This is a genomic window from Mucilaginibacter sp. P2_A5, assembly GCF_056404995.1.
The window spans coordinates 373,307-396,644 of sequence record NZ_JBFUCY010000001.1 but is presented as its reverse complement, the minus strand read 5'-3'; the positions used below and the strand labels follow the sequence as shown (position 1 = coordinate 396,644).

The window sequence follows — 23,338 nt, the reverse complement described above, 5'->3', positions numbered from 1 at the left end:
TTTTTTTTACCAGGAGAAATATTATTCCTTGTTCCAGAAGGTTATTTCGCTCATATTGCTATAGCCCGATCCTGTTACAGTATGCAGCACCCTGATGCGTATATACCTGACAGGTGGAGGGTTACTTAATAAATCAACCTTCAGCGCAGCTTGTCCGTCATCTGTCCTGGTAACAGATTTAAGTAATATCCATCCTTTGGCAATAGCTTCCGCTTTCCAGCCGCTGTTATCAGCCCTTAAGGTTGTGGTAGCACCTGCAAGGCTATTTATTCCCCAAACTTCAAACTGATCGGGGTTGTTACAACAGTTTCTTCCAACTTCTTCCATCTGCCCTAAATTGCTGTATGACTGGCCCATATCAAAGGTAAGTACATGCGGAATATACGATCCATCGCTATGGAAAATATTGGGGTACCCCTGCGGACCATCGCTGTTATCCCACAGTCTACTTATAGTGGTTTCGCCTGAGTATGTTTGCACATCCTGTGGCAGGTGAACTTCCGAAAATTTAGATTTATCGCATTTTACGTAAATATAGATAGTTGGAAACATATCAAACTGAGCAACGGCAAATGTGTCAATTGCCGTGCGCTCGGGTATATAGTACGATTTGTATGTAATAGGCGTACCCGTTTTATACGTAGGCAACGTTATTGAATTTACGTTTGGAGCAAGCGTGAGCTGCGAAGCCACACCGGCGGCATTGGTATAATTTATAACTGTTTTAATGTTGATGGTATCGGGTGTAATAAAGTTTAACTGTACCGATCCATCGCTATTGACAACGTAAGGCGTAGTGGCGTTATAACCCCGGTTTAATAAGTTGGAAGCATAAACCGGTCCGTAAACCTTCGCGTTATTTAACTCATACGGAATAGATTTATTCCCTTTGGCATCATAGGAGTAGATGGTAAATGAATAAGTATACTCCTGCAAGTTTTTAATTATAGTTCTTATGGTATCCGTTTTAGTGGTAACGTTAACAACCTGCGAATCGGCGCCATTGTTATAGTATACAACGTATTTTACGATACTCGGATCGGAGCTTGCTTTCCACTTCAGGCCTATCTCTAAATTACCGGGCTGTACAATAGCCTGTGCTACCGCACCTGTGTATGTTAGTTCATGACCATCGTAGAATTTTTTATAATCGTTTGCAAGGCCATCTTTCTTACAACCGTACCATGCTGCTGCTACAAAACAGGCAAGCAGTATATATATCAGTTTTTTCATGTTTATTTTTTTATAAAAATTAACTACTCTGGTTTACCGTATAGTGAAATTTCCATCGCGTGTGCAAAGTTACCGCCCGACCATGTTTGCGCGACAGCAAGCCTGATAAAGTGAACCGGCGGCGCCGCTAATGATATATTAAAGTTTACGCCAGCCTTTACAAAAGCATTATCGGCCGAGTTAACAGCCGTTGATGGTAAGCCAGAAGGTGGATCCGGATAATGATAGTTACCAAGATTTGTCCAATCACCTATAACAGTGCCAACTGCGGCTGATACCGGTAACTGCGAATCCTTAGGCGAGGAAACATTGGAGCCCCATAAAGAGAAAATTCTTGGGTTACCATGGCCATAGGCGTATTGATCTGGCCGTTCCCATAAAATAAAGCGACTTAATTTGTAGCTTAAGCCAACATTAAATGTGCAAACAAATGGCGGGTTATGCCCCGGGTTGGTATGCCAGCCGGCACTGTTGCCATCTGTTTTACCATCCCATAAATTGGGAAGCACCCAACCATATCCTATTTCGGTATCTGATGTTAAATTGTAAGGGCTGAATTTGCTTTTATCCAGCAATTGCTCAAACAATGGCGAGATGGCTTGCTTAATGGTATCTGATATATTGCCGAATTTATCGGTTATGTAAACCCCAAAACTCCGGTTATCGGTATTAAAACCACGCACGGAGTAATCAATGGTATCTGATTTTGTATAATGCTGGTCCTGGATTTCCATGGCATTAGTCGATTTATCAAAGGCAGTTACAATAACACCAATTTCCTTCTTCAAAGGGTTTAACGCTTTAACGTTAACACCGCCAAAATCGGCGCCAATACTTGTTGTGGCTTTAATGGAGATGTAGGGCGGAGTTTGCGGGTGTACAGTAACCTTAACCGGATCTGACTGCACATTTGCCCTGGTTACGGTATACAACGTAACCTCGTAGTCGGCTTCTTTTGCAAAACCCTCAACATTTACAGTATCGGTGTAGTAGCTTGATTTGGTTTCCCGTGATACGCCGTTCCCTATCTGGTATTTGGCTTGTACGTAAAGTATATTATCGGAGTTTGGCAGCGTGTAGGTAATATAGGCACCTCCCGGATAGTTATCAATCTTGACATTTGTAATTATGCCGGGCTTTGTTTTATCCGTCGAGATTGGCACCCTTTCCCCATCGTTCCTTTTGCACGATACTATGCCTGAAACCACTAACCCTGCAAAAAGAAGGATTAAATAATTTTTAATATTTTTCATTTTTTTCATATTTAATGATATGATTATTAAACACTTAACTTACCAGTTTAAATTCTGTACCAGGTTATTATTAATCACCAGGTCGTCATTTAGTATGGGCCACAAATAATTCCTGACATTAAATATTGGTGTTACCGTGTTGGTAGCGCTTGGACGGTAGTAATTTGTTGCTGATGACTCATATATACTCCAGCATTGCAGCGGCTTACTTAAGGCGGCCGACAGCTCTTTCCAACGGCGAAGGTCCCAGCCTGGTGTGCATTCAAACGCGAGTTCGATACGCGATTCCTGGTGAATAATCTGGCGAAGGCCAGTTTGGGTGGTATATTTTGAAGGGTCTTTTGAGTAGGTTGTCCATGATTCGGCAACGCCTTTTAATCCGGCCCTTGCCCTTACTTTATCAATCCATGGCAGCACTTCCGCAGCGGTTTTCCCCTGCTCGTTCAATGCCTCGGCATAAAGCAGGTACATGCCTGCCAGCCTTATTACCGGCAGGCGATAGTCGGCAATGGTATAACCATCGTCATATACAGTTAAATAGTTTACCAGTTTTTTAGGCCAGTAACCGGTAATGTTTAGCCTCACCCTATCTGTTGGCCCGGCCAATGCGCCGCTACCGCGTGCCTGAACATAGTATTGCGAATTTTGATCCAATTGGCCGTTACCAAACCACGTACCGCCGTCAAAAGCTATATCGGCATAAAACCTTGGTTCACGGTCAAAATGTGCTTTAACCGTAGTATAACCATTGCCTATATAAAACCGGTTGGCATCATCGCCGGTGCGGGTGTCATACCGGTTGGCGTAATCCCAGGTTTTATCCTCGTTAATGGGTACACCATTGTGGGTATAAAATAGTTCCTGTTCCTGTATCGGCACAGCAAAAGTACCCTGGAATGACGGGCTGGCAGCAGCTTTGGCTGTGAGCCTTGGCATACAATAGCTTTGACAAGGGAATGCAGGATTTAAAGCCCATATTGTTTCGGTATTAAGTTCCCATTTTTCGGTGATTGTTGTTTGAAGGTCTAAAACTGTCTTCACCGAATCATTAAGCCCGTTAACGCTGGCTGTAGCGATAAACTTGTGGAGTGCCGCGCCGTTTGCTTCGGCACTGGTAATTGCAGCCAAACAAGCTGCGGCTGCTTTATCCCACTTTGTAGCATCATAGGCCGCAGGGAAAAGCGCCTTGCCATCTTTATTTTTTATGCTGATATAATCCGGGTTACCATTAAAAAGCGGGCTTGCTGCAGTAGCTAATATCTGAGCCTTAACAGCAAGTGCAATAGGCTGGGTAATACGGCCAAGCTCTTTTGTTGGATTAAATATCACCGGCGGCAAGTTGGGTGCAGCCTGGTCAAGAAGCCTTACCATATAATTTACCACTGAATCAACCGGCGCTCTTTTTACCCTTACTTCGTCGGTCGAGCTATTAATAGGCAGGTTTACATCAACAATCGGGATAGGGCCATATAACCTGAAGAGCACAAAATGATAGTAGGCTTTCAAAAACTTCACTTCGGCTATCCATCTTTTCTTTTCGTCGGCGCCCAGGTCAATAGGTTTGTCTATATTCTCCAGCATGGTGTTGCACCTTCTGATAGCTTTCCAGGTTGCCTGGCCGCCGTTATAACCATCCCAATAGTTAAGGCCGGGATTAGCAGCGTTTTGTGTACCCCTGATCAGGTTAAACCCGGTTGGATCAATTCCCTGGAAATCTGTCAGGTTGTTTGGGAATATAATCTCGCCCGAAGTGGTAAAACCAGGGTTATTTTGCACATAGGTTAATTGCTGAATAGTAGCATAGCAGGTAAACAGGTAGTTTTCTGCTTCATTCCGGTTCCTGAAGGCATAATCTATAGTACCAACATTATCCGGCGTAACATCCAGGTACTTTTTACATGACACGCAAGAGATTGCGAAGATTGCCATAAACAAATATTTATAATATGATTTCATATTTACTTAATGTTATAAATTGACATTTAAACCTATGTTAAACACCTTTTGAATAGGGTATGCAAATCCGTTGCCTCCCAGTTCCGGGTCCCATAACCTGAAAGGGCTCCAGGTAAGCATGTTTAAGCCGTTAAAATAGATGCGTGCATTTTTTACCAATAAGGCTTTTGCTATTTTTTGTGGCAAAGTGTAGCCAACCTCAACAGATTTAAGCCTCAGGAAACTACCATCGCGCAGCCACCAGGTGCTGTTTTGCCTGTTATTTTCAATAGATGCACCATCGGGGCCAAGTCTTGGGTACAATGCGTACAGATTTTGGTTGTCTTCGCTCCAATGGTCATCAGCATAGGCTTGCAACACCTGTGTATTACCGGTGTAGTACGATTCGGGGCTTTTTATAAAAGGCGCTGTTGTAGCCGGGTTAATAAAGAAGGATACTTTTGCCTGTCCCTGGAAAAAACCGGAAAGATCGAAGTTTTTATAGCTGGCAGATATACCAAACCCATAAACAATTTGGGGTATAGTTGGATTACCAATAAAAGTCTGATCGGCGCCATCAATCTTACCGTCGCCATTCAAATCGCGGTATTTGATGTCACCGCCCAAAGGTGGGAAACCGTTGGTACTGAAAACCTGCGAAGGTGAGTTCCGGGCTTCGTTATCGTCGACAAATAAACGCTCGGCCACGTAACCAAAAGACCTGTTAATTGGCTGGCCTTCGCGATGACGGTAAGATTCGGGATAATCAGGCTCTTCGAATTGAGTGTATTTGTTGGTTGAGTAGGTAAAGTTACCCCGCAACTGCAAAGAAAAATCCCTGCCTATGTTTTCTTTACCATCTACAGATATATCGATTCCCTTTGATTCGGCCTTACCAATATTGGCTGAGATACCCGATTCAAGCCCCATTGTTGATGGTATAGAAGAACGGTCCTGGAGGATATTGTATTTGTTGTTTTTGTAAACCTCGGCTATTACATTGATTTTTTTAAGCAAAGTAAATTCAACGCCCAGGTTGGTTTGTTTTGAAGTTTCCCATGTTACATCGTCATTTTCGTAATTGTTGATGCTTACTCCATTGCGGTAGTAGCCGTTATTTTGACCAAAACTGGCAAAGTTACCTCCATTGAGGTTTACGTCAGATAAATAGAAAAACCTCCTGTCGCTAATGGCGTCGTTACCTACTAAGCCATAGCTGCCACGTAGTTTAAACCTATCAAATACATTATACAAATCGCCCCAGAATTTTTCGTCCGATACAATCCATGATGCGCCGATAGTTGGAAAAAATCCATAACGATGAGCTGCCGAAAAACGCTCTGATCCGTTTAAACCAAAGTTAAATTCAAGATAATATCTCCCTTTGTATGAATAGGTTGCCCTACCCGCCAACGTTTGGTTACGGAAAGGCAATGAATTGAACAGTGAATTTGCAGGCCCGTTAAGTGTTTGTTGCTCGGTACCAATTAAAGCTGCGCTTACACTGTGATCTGCAGCAAAAGTATGGGCATAATCCAATACGCCTTGTAAATACAGGAATGAACTTGCGCTATTACCGAATGAATTATATTGTAAATACTCCCGCGCCACATTATTGCCGGTAGCCAGGTTATTTATCCAGTTTAACTGGTAAGTATTGGTTGTTTTATCGTAGTTGATAGCATTATAATAAAAAGGGCTATAACTTAAATACGACTGGAAGAATGAGCGCCTATTGGTACTCATAATGGCGTGAAAATTTAAACCCGATGTCAAAAAATCCAGGTTCTGGTTTAATTCCAGTTGCGCAAGCATCCTTGATTCTGACGAGTTCTGGTGTCCTTTTAACAATTCAGCATAAGGGTTGATGTATTTACTTCCACCGTCCTGATCGGATTCCGCAGGTGAGTTACCAAATAAAATATGCTGTGTACGCAGGTTGGCAGAATCTGCCGGGTAATAAGCCGGAAAATCAACCGGGCTGGTGTGCGATGCCAGGTTATAAAGCTGGGTTTGCTGAGTGCCGTCGCTGGTAAGCGGGCCATTATATTCGCCAAAAGTACCGGATAAGCGAATAATCAATTCGGTTTTACTGGTTACGTTAATGTTTACGTTCGATCGTAACTGGTAGGTTTTGTAATTAACGTTGTTGTTATTATTGTTCCTGATATCGGTACGTAAAATACCGTTATCATTGGTGAATGCGCCGGCAACATAGTAACGGGCAACGCCACCGCCGCCTTGTAAACTTAAATTAGCGCGCTGTGTATTGGCGCGTTTTTTAAATAACATGCCCAACCAATCGGTAGCCGGGTAAACGTACTGGTTACTGCCGGGAGCATGATTAATAGTTGCCTGTGTGTTAATGATCTTGTTTTCATCATACGGCAGCGGATCTAAGGGGTAACGTGTGCGGGTGGCCTCGTTAAAAAGCCGCATATAGGTAATAGGATCTGCAAGCGCAATGGTTTTTGCTGATTGTGATTGCGAGTTTTCAACCCTTACATTAATCTGGGCTTTGCCTGCTTTACCTTCTTTAGTTTTTACCAAAATTACGCCGTTGCCACCCCTTGCCCCATAAAGCGCGGTGGCGCTTGCGTCTTTCAGTACCGAAAAGCTTTCGATATCATCCACATTTAAGCGGGCAAGGTCGTTGGTTGTTAGCTCAACGTTATCTATCAAAATCAGCGGATCTTGCTTGTACCCAAATGTAGTTACACCCCTGATAAAGAATTTAGCGTTATCCTGCCCCGGCTGGCCGCTTGGGGTAAACGCTATTACGCCGGCAACCTGCCCTGCCAACGCATTGGTTAAGTTACTTGCCGGTATTTTTAAATTGCCAGGCTTTACCGTGGTAACAGAACCTACAATGGCTTCCTTTAGCTGCTTACGCCCATAGGCGGTTACAACTACCGTTTCGGCTGCAGTAACATCTTCAACCATTATAACGTTGTAAACCTTTTTGCCTTGCGTAACTGTAATTGTTTGCGTTTTGTAGCCGATGTAAGAAATTTTTACTTCCGTACCATCTTTTACATCCAAAACAAACTTACCGTTGTTATCAGTTAGGGTACCAGACTTTTTGTCGCCGGTAGCTGCAATGGTAACCCCAACCAGGGCTTCGCCTTTTTCATTTTTCACCGTACCTGTTATGGTGATATCAGCCATGGCTTCAACCGGTGTGTTGGTGTTTACAACCGGCGCATCTTTAATAATAACCGATTTACCTTCAATTAAATAAGTTAGCTGAAAATCTTTTAAACAAGCGGAAAGCACCTGGTCAATAGACGCGTCTTTAAAAGCGGCAGCTATTTTATGATTGCTGTTAATGCTTTTAGGCGACCAAAATATATTATACCCGGTTTGCTTGTTAATTTGTTTAAATACTTGCTTTAGCGTAGCATCCTTATTTACATAAGTGATTTTTTGTGAAAAAACCGCTGCGCTCACCTGCATAAAAGCAAGCATGAGCATAAAGCTTGTCATCTTCATTATGAGCAGAAATTTCTTGATGTAGCCCGAAGGCATACAAATGTTTGTAGTAAAATTTTTATACATTTGTTAAGGCTGTTAAAGTTAAAAGTGGAGTCACATTAGCATTTTAGCTTATAAGCTTTTAGATCGGGAACATCGCGAGTGTTCCTGATCTTACTTATATTATAAGCCATCTTTTACTCTTCAGGTAGTATTTTTCTTCATATTGATGGTTTTAATTTAGGGTTGATAATTGGTTATATATTGGTTTTGGGTGTTTACTTTTTTACCTTTTTGCTTATAATAATCTTTGATCCTTCAATGCTGAAATTAACATCGCTGGTTTGTTCCATTATTTTAAGCAGGGTTGATATATTGGCAAAACGGGTGGTTACAGCGGCAAATAAATCGTCCTTAACATCATTGTCCCGGTAAACAACATCTACGTTGTACCAGCGGGAAACTTTGCGCATAACTGTTTCCAAACGCTCATCATCAAACCTGAAATAGCCGTTCTTCCAGGCTACGGCTTCTTCGGTGTCCACATCAGATACCTTAAGATGATCTGTAAGGCTTGCTTCCTGGCCCGGTTTTAACATGGCATTTTTATCGCCGCCGGTAACTTTCACCGAACCTTCAAGCAGTGTGGTTTTGGTATTTGGTTCGTCGTTATAAGCGCTAACATTGAAATGGGTACCCAAAACCTCAACAACCTGGCGGTTGGTAACTACCCTGAACGGGCGATCTTTATTATGAGCTACTTCAAAATAGGCTTCGCCGGTTAGTTCAACCCTGCGTTCGCCGGCTACCCCAAAATTCACCGGGTATTTTAACAACGACGCCGCGTTAAGCCATACCCTGGTGCCATCGGGCAAAAACAATTGAAATTGCCCGCCCCTTGGGGTTTCCATGGTGTTGTATTGTGCCGTTGCAATAGCATTTGAACCATCATTACTGTCATCCGCTGCTGTATAAACCAGTTGTCCATCGGCAGTTTTCGATATCTGAACGCCTTTCTGTTGAACAATTTGTCCTTTTTGCGCATCTGTGAGCGATATTTTTTGACCGTTGGCCAGTGTTAAAATGGCTTTGTTGCCGCCCGGTGTTATGATCGTGTTATGAGCCAAATCCACTTTTTGTGTATTGCCGGTTTTCCTGATAAAAAAAATGGCACCAAACGAAAGCAAAAAAAGTATTGATGCAGCAATTGTCCAGTTTTTTAAAAAACGGCTATGCGGCTTCAGTGGTTGGGTTTGTTTATTTAAACGTAAAAGCATTTCTTTTTCCACGCTTTCTTCGTCGTCCGGAAATTCGCCGTCCTGGTTGGCTACATTCCGGTACCATTCGGTTAAAGTTTCCTTTTCCGACTCGGTCGCAGTATTATCTTTATACTTGCGTATTAACTTATAAATGGTTTGGCGGTTCAATTGGTATTGCGCTTTAGTATAGGTATGTACCGCGACAACAACGGTACCCTACATGGTTATTAAAAAAAAATTTATTTAATTAAAGAAGGCAGGAGTGCACTTCTCTTTTTATTTGAAAAGCCGGTGGATATGGATGGCCACTATAAGTATCCAGCCATGATTTTTAAGTTCGCCCCTGATAATACGAAGCGCCCGGGTAAGATTGGCCTCCACCCCTTTTTCGGTAATTTGTATTTTGGTAGCTATCTCCGAATTTTTCATCCCCAGGTTGCGGCTGTAGCCAAATACCAGGCGGCATTTCTCGGGCATTTTTTCAACAATGCCGTTTACATATTCCTGCAAAAAAATGGCATCCAGCTTATCTTCATCGTTCACAGTAGTTTCATACTCGTAATTTTGCAAAGCCAGGTCGTTCCTGCGCTGCTCTTTTTGGTAATACTTGTAAACGGTAAATTTTACCGATGTTGCCAGGAAGGCGGGAAGATTATTAATTTCAACTTCGGTATACCTTTCCCATAACGATATAAATACATCGTGTACAATATCCTTTGAGGCAAGTTCATCTTTACTGTGGTTCCAGGCTATTAACAGCAGTTTTTTCCAATACCGGCGGTAAATTTCGGTATAGGCAGCATGGTCCCCCTCTTTTAACAGGGCGGTAAGCTGCTCATCTGTGTATGTGCCATAATTAAACATAACCGCCCACCTTTTTCATTTAGCGGGCCCGGTTTGTATAATTAGCAGCACACATCCCATTTATTACCAACGCATTAAACGGGCATAGTTCAAGAAAAATGACACTTTTGTTAAAGGGTAAAGTTTTACTCATATGTTAAATTAACCGGCTAATTATCAATTCATTTAAATTTTATTCATCAATTTTAAACCCCAAAATCCGCTTATGATATATAACAAATTCTTCCCTGTTAAGAAGAATATGATAAGTAAACAATTAAAGCCTAAAAAACTACGTTAGGTTTATAACGCCACTGTCGCTCATGGTTGCCCGACAGTTTAAAAATCAAAACTAAATAAAATCCATTAAAGTTAAATATTCCATTGTTCATGAACAATGGAATATTCGCCGTTAAAATAACTCTTATTTTCACTACATCACTTTAATTTTAGTCAATTTAAAAACAACGCCTGTTTTTTTACGATTTAAATTAGGCAAAGGGATTTATTCTGTATGAAATACCTCTTCCATGGCTTGCCATTGCTGCTTGCTGGCAGCGGCCCCGGGGAGGGGTATTTGGGTAGGATCGGTTTCCTTCCACCAGCTTTGGGTGGTGGTATCGGCCGCCATTTTGGCCATGTCGGCCTTAAAATCAACACCCACGTATTCAAAGTAACTAAACAAAAAATACTTACCCTCTATTTTTTGAATATAGATGGAGTAATTGTGAATGTTACACTCTTTTATCTTTTTCAAAACACCGGGCCAGGCATGCGCGTGCAATCGTTTATAGTAGGCCATCTTTTCGGGCCTTAAGCCGGTTACCATACCAAAACGCTGCACATTTTTCGGCTGCACGGCTTTTGTTGATGCAGTATCCTGCTGTAGACCTGTTTTATTATCGCCACTTTTACATGCCGAAAAGCCAATAACGCAAGTGAAAAGTATAAGTGTAAAATGTTTAATTTGATGGATAACTGTATTCATGATGTTACTACCTGAAAATGTAAAACAATATGGCCATTATGCCAATTAACAAAACCGAAAGTACTTTATAGTTGCCTAAACCACTCCAGGCAACACCACGCAAAGGTTCCCAGGGCGATTTCCAATACAGGGTAGCGCTTTCTTTGGTATGTTGAACGGGGTACATATACGATAATACAACCTGTAAACACAGGCAAACTACAAAAAGATAAAAAGCCATCATCATAAATGGAATGGAGCCAATTGCGCTTGCAGGGTAAACCTTGCCAATGACAAACACCGCCACCCCTATTGCAGACCCTATCCATAAAGTATATTTAGCCGAAACAGCCGATGCTTTTTCCCAGAACACACCTAACAAAAACACACAGGTTATTGGCGGCGCTATGTGGGCTATAATGTCATTTAAACCATTAAATATGCTTTCGTAATTATTGAGTAGTGGCAATAACATTAACGACAGAACGAGCGCTACCCCGGCTGCTATTTTACCAATGCTCACCAGTTTTTTGTCTGTTGCATCGGGTTTATACCTTTTATAAATATCATAGCTTACAATGGTTGATATTGAATTTAATGCCCCCGAAATCTGGCTCATTAAACCGGATAATAACGCGGCAACAAGTACGCCTATCAGCCCCGGAGGAATTAACTGGGTAATCATCAAGGTATAAATCCCTTTACTGTTCACCACTTCTTTCCCATCAACCACACTTTTTAAGGCCGAAATATCCAGGTACCCGCTTTGCGCCAGCGTGTAGGCAAACAGGCCCGGCATCACAAAAATAAAAACAGGTAATATTTTGATAAAGCCGCAAAACAGCGGACCAACCCTGGCATGGTTTTCATCTTTGGCACCTAAAACGCGCTGCACAATGGTTTGATCGGCGCACCAGTACCAGATGCCCAATACCGGGTATCCTAAAAACACCGCATACCAGGGCATACCGCTGGCATCGCCATGAGGGCGAAGCATAGATAGTTTATTAAGCTGGCCGGTATGTTTTAGTACTTCAACCATTGGCTCCCAACCGCCCATTTTGGTATAAGCGGCGATACTCATGATGATAGCGCCGCCTAAAAGCACCACAGTTTGGATAGATTCGGTAACTACTACGGCGGTTAAACCGCCAACTACGGTGTATATAGTAGTAATAATGGAGATGATGATAACACTGGTATACATATCAACCCCAAACAGCGTGTGCAATACTATACCGCCGGCCAATAACGAAAAAGCGATATGAATTAACACGGCGGATACCACCGATATGATGGCCAGCCAATCGCGGCTGGCCCTGTCGTAACGTTTTTCTAAAAAATCGGGCAATGTTGATACACCTGATTTGATATAAAAAGGTGCAAAAAACAAAGCCAGTAGTATTAGTGTAAAAGCAGCCATCCACTCAAAGTCGCCATTGAGCAAACCAGTATCAAAACCACTTTGTGCAAGGCTCACCAGGTGCACGCATGAAATATTGGTGGCAAATAAGGCCAGGCCAATCATTGGCCAGCGCAGTTTTTTACCCGCCAGAAAATATTCGCCGGCCTCGTTATTGTTATTTTTTGTTTTTTGCTGATGACGAATACCCGACCACAGACCGATAATAAATATCACCGCTATGTACAAGCCACTAATGATCAAATCTGGTGTGTGTATCATCTGGAAAAATCCTAATTTTTAAACTCTAAACTCTAATTGGTAAATTCTAAACTCCAAATCGCTAATTTGCCAAGCCCATTTTCACTCACAACTCACAACTCACAACTCACAACTCACAACTCACTCACAACTCACTAACCTAATATTTTCAAATCGCAGCTACTCCCAGGCACCTGCGGTGTTTGGTATACGCCGCCGGTTATGTTCACGGGGTTTACAAAATGCTTTTTCAGGTGTGGGATATGTTCTAAAAATAAAGCCTCGTGACCAATTGCTATGTGGTTAAACAAAACCAGGTGCTGGTGGAGTTGGCCCATATCGCCCACGTGCGGCACTACAGGTACCCCGTATTTTTTGCATAGCAGGCTCACGGTTATAAATTCGCTTACGCCCCCTACCCTTACAGCATCAACCTGGATAAATGAAGCCGAGCGGGTTTGCAGGTAGTTTTTAAAAATGATTTTATTGGGCACATGCTCGCCTAAAGCCAATTTTAACGGCGAAATGGCATCGGCCAGAGTTCTATGGGCCAATACGTCATCTGGATGGGTGGGCTCCTCTATCCAGTAGGGGTTCATGCTCTTTAACTTGTTGCATATCGATATCGCCTGCGGCAGGTTCCATTGCTGGTTGGCATCAAGCATTACTTTTACACTATCGCCGGCAACCTCCCGCACAATATGCGCACGGCGGATATCCCTTTCCGGATCGGTTGAGCCTACTTTAAGCTTCATCGCAGTAAAACCTTCGGCCAATGCAATTCTGCAGTTTTCGCGTACTTTTTCATCGGAGTAGTTAAACCAGCCTATGGATGTGTCATAGCCAGGATAGCCTTTTTGTAAAATGCCTTCGCGGATTGTTTTAGTGGACTGTTGCTCTTTGAGCATGCTGATAGCCTGTTCGTGAGTCAACTCATCTTCAAGGTACGACAGATCTAAAGTAGCTACAATTTGTTCGGGGCTTAGGTCTGTTAACAGTTTCCAAAGTGGCAGGCCTCTTTTTTTGGCCCAAAGGTCGTAACAGGCATTGGTAACCGAAGCAAGCGCCAAATGCACCACGCCCTTGTGCGGCCCCAACCAGCGAAATTGCTGATCGTTAGAGAGTTTTTTGAACAAATCGCCAAAATTGGCCATGGTATCCTCAATATCCCTCCCTTTAATTTTATCGGCATAATATTGGGCAGCTTTACAAACCAAATCATTGCCCTCGCCCAAGGTAAATGCAAAGCCAACTCCTGTGTGGCCGCAATCGTCAAATAAACGGGTTACCGCGTAGGAGTAAACAGGATCGGTATGTATAGCATCGCTGCCGGCCGCTCCATCAAGCTTATAACGGATATCATCAACCTGTATATTTTTAATCATTATTATATAAAGTTTCTTGGGGGATTGATTAAATGGTTTGGTTTAACACACGGCGATAGCCTAATTCGGCACCACCGGAAACAGGTAAAATACAGCCGGTTACAAACCGGGCCTGGTCGGATACCAGGAACAAGCAGGCATCTGCCACCACGTCGCCTTCGGGGCAATATCCCAGGGCATGAATGTTATCCAGGTAATTTTCGATTGAATTAATATCGGGCTGTTGCTGACTCCAGGCCCGCAGCATGGGTGTCCAAACACCCGCCGGGGCTACCGCGTTAACGCGGATACCGTAAGGGGCATAATCAAGCGCCATTGATTTGGTTAAAGCATTTACAGCGCCTTTAGTTGCACTGTATGCGGCATGTATTTCCTGGCCCATATCGCCAACGAGGCTACTAGTATTCAGGATATTACCGCGCGTTTTTTTAAGCTCATCAATTCCATACCGGGTAGTGTTAAATATGCCTTTTACATTTACATCAAAAAGGGCATCCCACTCGTCCACGGTGGTTTCATGAACAGCTTTTGATGGGTTGCTGATACCTGCATTATTATGGATCACATCTATTTTGCCAAAATAATCTACAACTTTGGCAATAGCCTGCCTTATAGCGGCAGCTACTGAAACATCGGCTTTAAGGTACAGGATATCCAGTGACTGCAGCTTTGACCTGGCCTCATCAATGCTCCGCTCCGAATTGGAAACAATACAAAGCTTTGCCCCTGCCCCATGGTATATTTTGGCGCACTCAAAGCCTATGCCTTCGGTGCCGCCCGTTAAAAAAATTACCTTATTTTTTAATAGCATATAAATGTTATAGTGTGGCCGAAGCGTAAAACCGGCATGCACAGGTTTAATATTTAAACAGTAATGTTTTTACCTTATAAAAGGCTTGAAGCAGGCTATTTGTGGGTTACCGCCGCTAACCGGCAATAGGGTAACTTTAAAAGCAAGATCGACAGCGCTGGTTATATTGGTTGTTACGAACAGACCAAAAGTAAACCGATGTTTGTGAGTTTATAATAGCCAAAACATTTTTTTTAATGGATTATTCCACTAAAAAAAATGTCAAAATTATGGTTTATTGGCATAATGCTGTGGCGGGTTTGCAATACTGTGTAAATGATTGTATTTGCAGATTGTTTTATCTATAATAGCAACCTGTATGCCGGGTGCTATGTTCCTGCTGATGTAATATCCAACTATAATACCAATTATTCCTTAATATTATTTTTGATGAGTAACAGCTTAAAAAGGCGGCAAGGTTTTGACGGTGAAAAGTTCATCAGCATCCCTCAAAAAGTATTGCGCGAGGCCAAAGAACGTGATCCTGAGCTATTTCATATTTATATAACACATATTGGCTACTTTCCCAAGGCTTCGTTCCATTATCGCGAACGCCGCAAAGGTTGCGAAGACAACATACTCATTTACTGCCTACAGGGAAAGGGCCATTATATTGTAGATAACAAACGTTTTGAAGTACGCAGCAACCAATTTATCCTGATCCCGGCTACCGATAAATACATGAGATATTGGGCTGATATTGATGACCCATGGACCATTTACTGGGTGCATTTTACCGGCGATAAAATAGACAGCTTCAACAAATCGCTTAATTTAAGCATTACGCGTGGCCCCGTACATATCCCATTTAACGAAAGCGCAATATCCATATGGCATAATATTTACCAAACCCTGGAGATGGGCTACAGCCTGGAGAACATTAACAGCGCTTGCTTTTGCCTGTACCATATTATAGCCACCTTTTTAATGCCCGAGCGGCATATCCAGCATGATAAGAACGATGAAGGCGATATGATCACCAAAACCATCCACAACATGCGTAATAACCTGAGCAAAAAACTGAGCGTGGAAGATATGGCCGGCAAGCATAGTTTATCGGTGTCGCATTTCTCCAACCTATTTCGCAAAGCTACCGGCATGCCCCCCATTGATTATTTTATTCACTTAAAAATGCAAAAGGCCTGCCAGTTATTATATGCCAATGGCGATAAAATAAAGACAGTAGCGGCCAACCTGGGCTATGAAGACCCATATTACTTTTCACGCATTTTCAAAAAATATATCGGCTCATCGCCCGAGCAATACCGCATTACAGCGAAGAATACGGGGTGATGCAGATACTACCATTTAGGCGACGATCTTGCAACAATGAACTTCATAGCATAGTTATGGCATATTTTTCAGCACAAACTGCTTAGCTAACCCATTTTGAACAACAAAGGCGCATTAATGCGCCTTTGTAAAAACTATAAGAATTAAACAGAACCTTAATCGTTGCGATGTCTTTTGCGTTTCTTCTTTTTAGCAGATTTTGATGAGCTTTTCTTTTCAGATTTTTTGGTGGTTGGCTTATCGTCTTGTTTCTTTGATGCGACATTTGCCGTAGCCGCCTTTGGGGCCACATCAACAGAATCTTTACTTAGTTGCTTTACCGTGAATTCGTTACGGCTTAACCCATACTCCAGCTGGCGTTTTGCACCGGTTGAAACAGCATCTTTACCGCTGCCTTTATAAATTAGAAATTCGCGGATCAGTTTACCATCACGAATGTAAAAATTGTCATCGCCCCGGTAACCTTTGCGCTGCGAACTGTTCAGTTTTGGAAAATCGAGTTTGTTGGCTTTACTTTCGTTATTAAACTCATAGGCGTAAATACCGGTACGATTAATGGTATCTTTTGATTTAACCGCTACCAATATTTCGGGGTTACCATCTACGTCCATATCAGAGTTATAAACATCAATGATCTGGCCTTCAAGGTCGCCGGTTGTGGTGGTATATTTTATAGCCGATGAATCTGAATGCAGGATCATAAATGCCCCGGCCTCCTGCGATCCCCTGCCCCAGCTAAGCACATCATAAGTTTGCCCCGGCGAAACCTCTATCATCTTATGAAACCTGAAGGGCTTCATAAGCTCGGGGGCTTTTGGCTTTGCAGATGTGCCCGATATTTTAGGTTCGTTGCTGCCACAGCCGGCTATTATAGCAGCGGCCATTAAAACAAGTATATAACCAAACCTCCTGATCATTATATGTTATCCTTTTTTAATTTTTCAGTACATCGGCAGTCAATTCGGCTTTGGCTTTGCCCGGCGCGGTTATAAACACTTTTAATGTGTTGTTGCCACCTGCATCCACATATTTTAGTGTGAACTTGTGGTAACCTTTCAATAACGGCGCTGCGCCAAATTGCTCGTTGGCCGTATGCTTTCCATCGTTATCAACCACAACCTGGTCATCTATCAATAAAACCGAACCATTGGCCGATAGTGTGGAGAAGCCGTAATTGCCATCAGCGTCAATATTAATAAATCCGTTGTAAATTACACCAAACTTACCTTTACTTTTCCTGAATTCTGTTGTATTAAAGGTTTTTACTGCTCCGCTATCACTTGGCAAGCCAATCAGCTGGCTGGTACTGCCAAAGGTACCGGTAAATAATTGGTAATTAACACCGCTTATGTTTGCTGTATAATTAACGGCTGCAAAAGGTGCTTTATTGTAAACTAATGTGCGGGTAACGTTACTGCGCTTACCTGATGGGGTTATTACGATAGTTTGCAACTCGCGGTATTGATCAGCCGGTACACTGTAGGTCATAGGTACCTGGTATTCCAGGTCGGTTTCACGCGGGGTATAGCCGTCGATGGTATAGTAAACCTTGGCACCATCAACCGGCGATTTTAAATTTACGCTCATCTGTGTGCCTATCATTACAGTATCTTTGGCACCAATAGCTACCGGAACGTGGTAATCCAGGTTGTTTTTATCCAGCCAGGCCAGGTGCGATGGTAAACGGGTTTCGCTAAAATCTTTAAAGTTTTTGTTAGCCAATGGCGACCAGGCTATTTCCGACAATGCCATCAATCGCGGCAGCAGCATAAATTCTACTTTGGCGTCAGTCGCTACATATTCGGTCCAAAGGTTGGCCTGAACGCCCATAATGTAAGTTTTTTGTTCGGGCGTTAAAGCTTCGGGAGTTGGATCATAGCTGTAAATTTTCGAGAGCGGTTCGTTACCGCCGATGCTTAACGGTTCCTGGCTTGGTTTGCCCTGGCCATGATCTATATACAAGCCGTGGCTGCCCGGTGTCATAATCACGTTGTGTTTTTGTTGCGCGGCTGCAATGCCACCCTCTTCGCCGCGCCAGCTCATTACAGCAGCATTTGGGGCAAGTCCCCCTTCTAAAATTTCGTCCCAGCCAATAATGCCGCGACCTTTGGAGTTAACAAACTTCTCTACCCTTTGGATAAAATAGCTTTGCAGCTCGTTTTCATCCTTCAGCTTTAATTTTTTGATAAGCTGCTGGCAAAATGCCGATTGTTTCCATGCATCTTTTGGTGCTTCATCGCCACCAATGTGGATGTATTTGCTTGGGAACAATTCCATCACCTCGGTTAAAACATCCTGTATAAAAGCGAATGTTTTATCGGATGGGCAGTAGATATCTTTAAATACCCCCCACGTTTCGGCGGGTTTATACGTTTTTGTTGGGTCGCAGCTTAGTTCCGGGTAGGCGGCCAGGGCAGCCTGCGAGTGGCCCGGCATTTCAATTTCGGGTACTATGTTGATATAACGTTCGGCCGCATATTTTACTACATCACGAATTTGATCCTGGGTGTAAAAGCCTCCGTAAGGGGTACCATCAAACTGCTGTGGTGTTTTGTCGCGGTAGCCGCCAATCAGCGTTTGCGCACGCATGCTGCTGATTTGGGTAAGCTTTGGATATTTTTTTATCTCGATGCGCCAGCCCTGGTCTTCGGTAAGGTGCCAGTGAAAGTTGTTCAGTTTGTAAGCCGCCAGCAGGTCGATGTATTTTTTTACCATTTGCACCGAAAAAAAATGCCTGCCCACATCCAACATGGCGCCGCGGTAGCCAAAGCGGGGATAATCCTCAACCTGCACGCAGGGAAGTTTAGCAGTAGCCGCTCTTTCGGCAGGGAACAACTGAATGAGCGTCTGGATACCATAAAACAAACCGGCTCCCTTACCTGCAACGGTAATTTGTTGTGGTGTAATGGTTAGGCGGTACCCTTCGGCTGGCAAATTATCGGTACCGGCAGATGTTAATGTGATAGTATTGGGAGCTGCGCCAGCGTTTTTCACGACTATAGTCGTATTGTACGCCTGGTTGCCGGCCAGGTAATCTTTAAAGAACAGCACAGCCTTATTTGAAGGCGAATCCGCCTGGATCTTTGTTTCCTTGCTGAACAGGAAAGTACCGGGTGCTTTTGTGAGCGACACCGGCGCCGGGATAATCCCCGCATACGGATCGGTATCCTGGGCCTTTACAATAGTAAACACAGTTAACAATGCACTTAGCATCAGGGCAGATTTTTTTAGCATGGTAATATGAGGTTGATATTGAGCCGTGAATATATAACTTTTTAAAAAATTATAAGAAGTTTTGTATTGTAACAAAAGTATGTTTTGAAACTACGATGTGTAGGATGGTGGTTAAAATTAACAGACACGACTTCAGTTAAATTAAACGAATTCAACAACTCCAATACTGTGCAAAACAACGCGGAAACTGTTATACTTTATTGGTAACCAGTACAAATTTACCTGCATCTTTTTATATTTCAAAACAGCTCGTTTTTTATTCATAAATAGTTAAAAATAAGGTAATTAATTTCAAATTTTACACAAAAAACCGACTATTTATTTCAAAAAAAATACAAAAAATTTCAAAAAAATAAAAGGCGGTTTTTGGTGCAAAAATTCAGAAAAAGCAGGCTGAAAGATCGGCCGAATTTGCCACTGATTTGTTGCGGGGCTGAGGGATAAATTGAACCAGGCCGATAAAATGGTTACCCATACAATCCGGCATGGAACCGATTTTTTTAACAACCGATACAAAAAATGCCCAATAAAAAAGCCGCCCGTTTCCGTGCAGCTTTCAAATATTTATTTTTAAGTCCTCCCCTTCGGGGGAGGGTTGGGTGGGGCTACGCTGTTACCACGTGCTCTTTACCGGCAAGGTAGCGCTCAGCATCAATGGCGGCCATACAACCGGTGCCGGCGGCTGTTACAGCCTGGCGGTAAATATGATCTTGTGCATCGCCACAGCAAAATACGCCCTCTACATTAGTTTCTGTTGATCCGGGACGGGTGATAATATAACCGGTTTCATCCATGTTTAACCAGCCTTTAAAAATATCGGTATTAGGATGATGCCCTATCGCCACAAAAAAGCCGGAAACAGCAAGGTCGGTTTCCATGTTGGTAACATTATTAATTACCTTAACCGCGTTTACACTTTGACCATCTCCAAGGATCTCTTTTGTTTCGGTATTATAAAGTATCTCGATGTTTGGTGTGTTCAAAACACGGTGAACCATGGCTTTTGAGGCACGGAACTCATCGCGACGAACAATCATATATACCTTACGGCATAATTTGGCCAGATAAGTAGCTTCTTCGGCAGCAGTATCACCGGCACCTACAATGGCCACATCCTGGCCTTTAAAAAAGAAGCCGTCGCATACAGCACAGGCCGAAACGCCAAAGCCGCTATACTTTTGTTCAGATGGCAGGCCCAGCCATTTGGCCGATGCGCCTGTTGAAACAATAACGGTATCGGCCAGGATAGTTTTCACCTCGTCAACCACCACTTTATGCGGCAGGCTGGTAAAGTCAACCGAGCTTACGTAGCCAAAACGGATATCGGTACCCAGGCGTTCGGCCTGTTTCCTGAAATCTTCCATCATTTCGGGGCCCATGATGCCTTCCGGATAACCAGGGAAGTTTTCTACGTCGGTTGTTTGTGTTAGTTGCCCGCCGGCTAATAAACCAGTATACATTACCGGTTTAAGATCGGCCCTTGAGGCATATATGGCAGCAGTATATCCTGCCGGACCCGATCCAATGATCAGGCATTTTACGTGTTCTAATTCTTCAGACATTTGTTATAAATGAGGCACAAATTTACGGTTTAAAAGCTTATTTGGCAAGCGCGTATAGTCAGTTCTTTGCCATCATTTACCAGTATTAGTCTTCAGAACCCGCATCACATTACCGCCTAAAATTTTGTCGATATCTTTTTCGGTGTAGTTTAATTTCAGTAGTTCTTCGGTGATCTTTGGATAATCGCTCACGCTATCCAGCCCCAGCGGATAGGATTCGGCGCCGTCAAAATCAGAGCCGATGCCTACATGATCTACCCCTATCAGTTTTACAATGTAATCAATATGATGAATGAGCAAACTCAGCGACGGACGGATCTTGTCCGATTCGGTTTTGTACATGGCGTTCAGCCTGATGTTGGCCAGGTCGCCATCATGGTAAATTTTGATGAGCGAATCCAGCTCGGCCTTATGCTGGTGTAAAAACACCGCCACTTTTGGCGAATAGGTACTATCCACAAACCCGCTGTAAAAATTAAGACAGATAACGCCCCCGTTTTTGGCCAGGGCTTTCAGCTGATCGTCTTTCATGTTGCGCCTACTGGGGTCAATACTCCAGGCACAGCTATGCGATGCAATAACCGGTTTGGTAGTAGTAGCAAGCACATCGTAAAAGGTGCGTTCGCCTACGTGCGATACATCAACCATTACACCCAACTGGTTCAGGTGCTTTACAATCTGTTTACCATAATCAGTTAAGCCAATAAATTTCAAACTGTCTTTTTTTGTCACCTCATCGCGGGCCGAAGTCGCCCAGGAGGTGCTGTTGTTCCAGGTGAGGGTTAAATAATTCATGCCCCGTTTGGCCAGGCTATCAATATAATCCATCCGGTCTTCAATCATGTGTCCGCCTTCAACTCCTATCAGTGCAGCCAGCTTTTTTTGATCTACCGCTTTTTTCAGTTCGGCGCTGTTGTGTACCAGCGTAATTTTATCAGGACAACGTTTAATAAGCGCGTACAAAGAATCAATTTCGCGGTTGGCAAAAGCGAAGGCGGTACCTTTACCATAATTTTCGCCACACCAAATCGAGAAAATCTGCGCATCCAACCCTCCCTCTTTGGCGCGTACCAAATCAAAATCACCCTCGGTTTGCCGTATACCCAAATCAAACTTCGTGATCAGTTGGTTAGATAATACATCGTTATGGGTATCTATTAAAATTGCTTTCTGATGAATTTTAGCGGCATCCTGCGCGCAAAGCTTTAAAGAAAAGAAAAGTAAAGGCAACAGCAGTTTTTTCATAGCGTCAAGATAAAAATTTCAGGGATATTATATGCTTTTTTTTATATAAATGCAGCTATTGTCACTATAAGAGCAGGAAAATCGCTTTTAAAAGTTGATCCTGAAGAAAGGTAGCTCCTAAGGAGCAAAAAATGGCTAACTATTGGTTTTCTACAAACAGGTAGCCTCTACGAGGCAGCTTAAAAGTGTCTTATCTTTTAAAGGTTAACCGTTTGTAAATGAAAAGTTTAAAATCGATTTTCCTGCACTGGTAGCACAGGTTGTCGCTTTCAGATAGCCCTTTACTTCTTTTGCAAATTATCAAAAATGGAATTATAATTATCCCATAAAAAACACAAAATCAGAACAATAATGACAAGATATTTTTATTTTTTCCTGAATGGGCGGGCCCTTTTACTTTTAACCTGTAACTTGGCGGTTTTTAAATTGTAAATTATGAAGTATACTATCATCGCCGTATTTATTATATTGACCTCGCTTGCCGCAAGTGCGCAAACTGCGCCCGCCGCCACCAGCGCTGCCAATACTATTGTTTTTGTTAATTCAGATTCGCTTATTAATAATTATGACTATTATAAAGCAGTAAGATTTAAGTTGCAGGACCTTTCGCAGAAAGCTCAGGCCGAAATTACAGCAAAAGGCACAGCGTTTCAAAAGGAAGTAGCCGCTTACCAGAAAAGCGCGTCGTCACTTAACCTGGCACAGCGTACCGCTACAGAAAAACGCCTGGCAACAAAACAGCAGACATTGCAGGCCCTTTCTCAAAACACAGCCAAGCAATTACAGGATGAAGAAGCAGAGCAAAATTCAAAGCTGTATGACCATATAGCGACATACTTAAAAACTTATACTAAAACAAAAGGCTATAAAATTGTGCTTACCTACTCAAAAGCAAACCCATCCATGCTTTATGGTGACGAAAGCCTTGATGTGACCAAAGAAGTACTTTCCGGCCTAAATGAGGAATATAAAAAGGAAACAGCGCCTGCCGCGGTGAAGTAACTACCCATGTCATAGCCATGTTACTGTAATCCTGAGGTACGAAGGATCTATTTGCCGCCTTGCATGACCGGTGGAAAAGTTCGCGAATAGACCCTTCGTACCTCAGGATGACATATCCAATTTTCCTGTCATCCTGAGGT

16 protein-coding genes are annotated in these 23,338 nt (G+C 42.9%); 2 read left to right on the top strand and 14 right to left on the bottom strand.

The window, feature by feature from the left end:
- Positions 1 to 21: 21 nt before the first annotated feature.
- From AC1DXF_RS01555 to AC1DXF_RS01510, 10 genes are all read right to left on the bottom strand, one after another.
- A complete protein-coding gene (locus tag AC1DXF_RS01555) occupies positions 22 to 1,233 on the bottom strand; it encodes a DUF4998 domain-containing protein (RefSeq protein WP_477445407.1) in 1,212 nt (403 codons plus the stop codon).
- Between the two features lie 23 nt (positions 1,234 to 1,256).
- Positions 1,257 to 2,486: a DUF5000 domain-containing lipoprotein gene (locus AC1DXF_RS01550; RefSeq protein ID WP_477445405.1), complete on the bottom strand. Its 1,230-nt coding sequence runs from the start codon at positions 2,484 to 2,486 to the stop codon at positions 1,257 to 1,259.
- Positions 2,487 to 2,525: 39 nt separating this feature from the next.
- Positions 2,526 to 4,415, bottom strand: a complete 1,890-nt coding sequence (locus tag AC1DXF_RS01545; RefSeq protein ID WP_477445403.1) for a RagB/SusD family nutrient uptake outer membrane protein — start codon at positions 4,413 to 4,415, stop codon at positions 2,526 to 2,528.
- Between the two features lie 39 nt (positions 4,416 to 4,454).
- A complete protein-coding gene (locus tag AC1DXF_RS01540; protein ID WP_477445400.1) occupies positions 4,455 to 7,979 on the bottom strand; it encodes a TonB-dependent receptor in 3,525 nt (1,174 codons plus the stop codon).
- 194 nt (positions 7,980 to 8,173) lie between these two features.
- Entirely contained in the window at positions 8,174 to 9,322 is a 1,149-nt protein-coding gene (locus AC1DXF_RS01535; protein ID WP_477445398.1) for a FecR family protein, read from the bottom strand.
- A 108-nt stretch (positions 9,323 to 9,430) separates the two neighbouring features.
- A complete protein-coding gene (locus AC1DXF_RS01530) occupies positions 9,431 to 10,018 on the bottom strand; it encodes a sigma-70 family RNA polymerase sigma factor (protein WP_477445396.1) in 588 nt (195 codons plus the stop codon).
- A 484-nt stretch (positions 10,019 to 10,502) separates the two neighbouring features.
- Positions 10,503 to 10,985: an L-rhamnose mutarotase gene (locus AC1DXF_RS01525; protein WP_477445394.1), complete on the bottom strand. Its 483-nt coding sequence runs from the start codon at positions 10,983 to 10,985 to the stop codon at positions 10,503 to 10,505.
- Between the two features lie 7 nt (positions 10,986 to 10,992).
- Entirely contained in the window at positions 10,993 to 12,648 is a 1,656-nt protein-coding gene (locus AC1DXF_RS01520) for a sodium:solute symporter (protein WP_477445392.1), read from the bottom strand.
- A gap of 134 nt (positions 12,649 to 12,782) precedes the next feature.
- Positions 12,783 to 14,012, bottom strand: a complete 1,230-nt coding sequence (locus AC1DXF_RS01515; RefSeq protein WP_477445390.1) for an enolase C-terminal domain-like protein — start codon at positions 14,010 to 14,012, stop codon at positions 12,783 to 12,785.
- Positions 14,013 to 14,040: 28 nt separating this feature from the next.
- Complete coding sequence (locus AC1DXF_RS01510; RefSeq protein WP_477445388.1) at positions 14,041 to 14,823, bottom strand: SDR family NAD(P)-dependent oxidoreductase; 783 nt, start codon at positions 14,821 to 14,823, stop codon at positions 14,041 to 14,043.
- Positions 14,824 to 15,252: 429 nt separating this feature from the next.
- On the opposite strand from AC1DXF_RS01510, the gene AC1DXF_RS01505 reads away from it, so the two are divergent.
- Positions 15,253 to 16,155: an AraC family transcriptional regulator gene (locus AC1DXF_RS01505; protein ID WP_477445386.1), complete on the top strand. Its 903-nt coding sequence runs from the start codon at positions 15,253 to 15,255 to the stop codon at positions 16,153 to 16,155.
- 155 nt (positions 16,156 to 16,310) lie between these two features.
- On the opposite strand, the gene AC1DXF_RS01500 is transcribed toward AC1DXF_RS01505, so the two are convergent.
- The 4 genes from AC1DXF_RS01500 to AC1DXF_RS01485 form a co-directional block, all read right to left on the bottom strand.
- On the bottom strand, positions 16,311 to 17,072 hold the full coding sequence (locus AC1DXF_RS01500; RefSeq protein WP_477445384.1) for a hypothetical protein: 762 nt from the start codon (positions 17,070 to 17,072) through the stop codon (positions 16,311 to 16,313).
- A gap of 16 nt (positions 17,073 to 17,088) precedes the next feature.
- A complete protein-coding gene (locus AC1DXF_RS01495; protein WP_477445382.1) occupies positions 17,089 to 19,389 on the bottom strand; it encodes a family 20 glycosylhydrolase in 2,301 nt (766 codons plus the stop codon).
- A 605-nt stretch (positions 19,390 to 19,994) separates the two neighbouring features.
- Positions 19,995 to 20,951, bottom strand: a complete 957-nt coding sequence (gene trxB, locus AC1DXF_RS01490) for a thioredoxin-disulfide reductase (protein WP_477445380.1) — start codon at positions 20,949 to 20,951, stop codon at positions 19,995 to 19,997.
- 72 nt (positions 20,952 to 21,023) lie between these two features.
- Complete coding sequence (locus tag AC1DXF_RS01485; RefSeq protein WP_477445378.1) at positions 21,024 to 22,196, bottom strand: dipeptidase; 1,173 nt, start codon at positions 22,194 to 22,196, stop codon at positions 21,024 to 21,026.
- 435 nt (positions 22,197 to 22,631) lie between these two features.
- Between AC1DXF_RS01485 and AC1DXF_RS01480 the strand changes: the two genes are divergently transcribed.
- Positions 22,632 to 23,198: an OmpH/Skp family outer membrane protein gene (locus AC1DXF_RS01480; protein ID WP_477445376.1), complete on the top strand. Its 567-nt coding sequence runs from the start codon at positions 22,632 to 22,634 to the stop codon at positions 23,196 to 23,198.
- The last annotated feature ends 140 nt before the right edge of the window (positions 23,199 to 23,338 follow it).

Coding starts and splice junctions, on each gene's coding strand:
- AC1DXF_RS01540 (WP_477445400.1), bottom strand. CDS start 7,979: ATGTATAAAAATTTTACTACAAACATTTGTATGCCTTCGGGCTACATC.
- AC1DXF_RS01550 (WP_477445405.1), bottom strand. CDS start 2,486: ATGAAAAATATTAAAAATTATTTAATCCTTCTTTTTGCAGGGTTAGTG.
- AC1DXF_RS01530 (WP_477445396.1), bottom strand. CDS start 10,018: ATGTTTAATTATGGCACATACACAGATGAGCAGCTTACCGCCCTGTTA.
- trxB (WP_477445380.1), bottom strand. CDS start 20,951: ATGTCTGAAGAATTAGAACACGTAAAATGCCTGATCATTGGATCGGGT.
- AC1DXF_RS01485 (WP_477445378.1), bottom strand. CDS start 22,196: ATGAAAAAACTGCTGTTGCCTTTACTTTTCTTTTCTTTAAAGCTTTGC.
- AC1DXF_RS01520 (WP_477445392.1), bottom strand. CDS start 12,648: ATGATACACACACCAGATTTGATCATTAGTGGCTTGTACATAGCGGTG.
- AC1DXF_RS01515 (WP_477445390.1), bottom strand. CDS start 14,012: ATGATTAAAAATATACAGGTTGATGATATCCGTTATAAGCTTGATGGA.
- AC1DXF_RS01495 (WP_477445382.1), bottom strand. CDS start 19,389: ATGCTAAAAAAATCTGCCCTGATGCTAAGTGCATTGTTAACTGTGTTT.
- AC1DXF_RS01555 (WP_477445407.1), bottom strand. CDS start 1,233: ATGAAAAAACTGATATATATACTGCTTGCCTGTTTTGTAGCAGCAGCA.
- AC1DXF_RS01525 (WP_477445394.1), bottom strand. CDS start 10,985: ATGAATACAGTTATCCATCAAATTAAACATTTTACACTTATACTTTTC.
- AC1DXF_RS01480 (WP_477445376.1), top strand. CDS start 22,632: ATGAAGTATACTATCATCGCCGTATTTATTATATTGACCTCGCTTGCC.
- AC1DXF_RS01510 (WP_477445388.1), bottom strand. CDS start 14,823: ATGCTATTAAAAAATAAGGTAATTTTTTTAACGGGCGGCACCGAAGGC.
- AC1DXF_RS01545 (WP_477445403.1), bottom strand. CDS start 4,415: ATGGCAATCTTCGCAATCTCTTGCGTGTCATGTAAAAAGTACCTGGAT.
- AC1DXF_RS01505 (WP_477445386.1), top strand. CDS start 15,253: ATGAGTAACAGCTTAAAAAGGCGGCAAGGTTTTGACGGTGAAAAGTTC.
- AC1DXF_RS01500 (WP_477445384.1), bottom strand. CDS start 17,072: ATGATCAGGAGGTTTGGTTATATACTTGTTTTAATGGCCGCTGCTATA.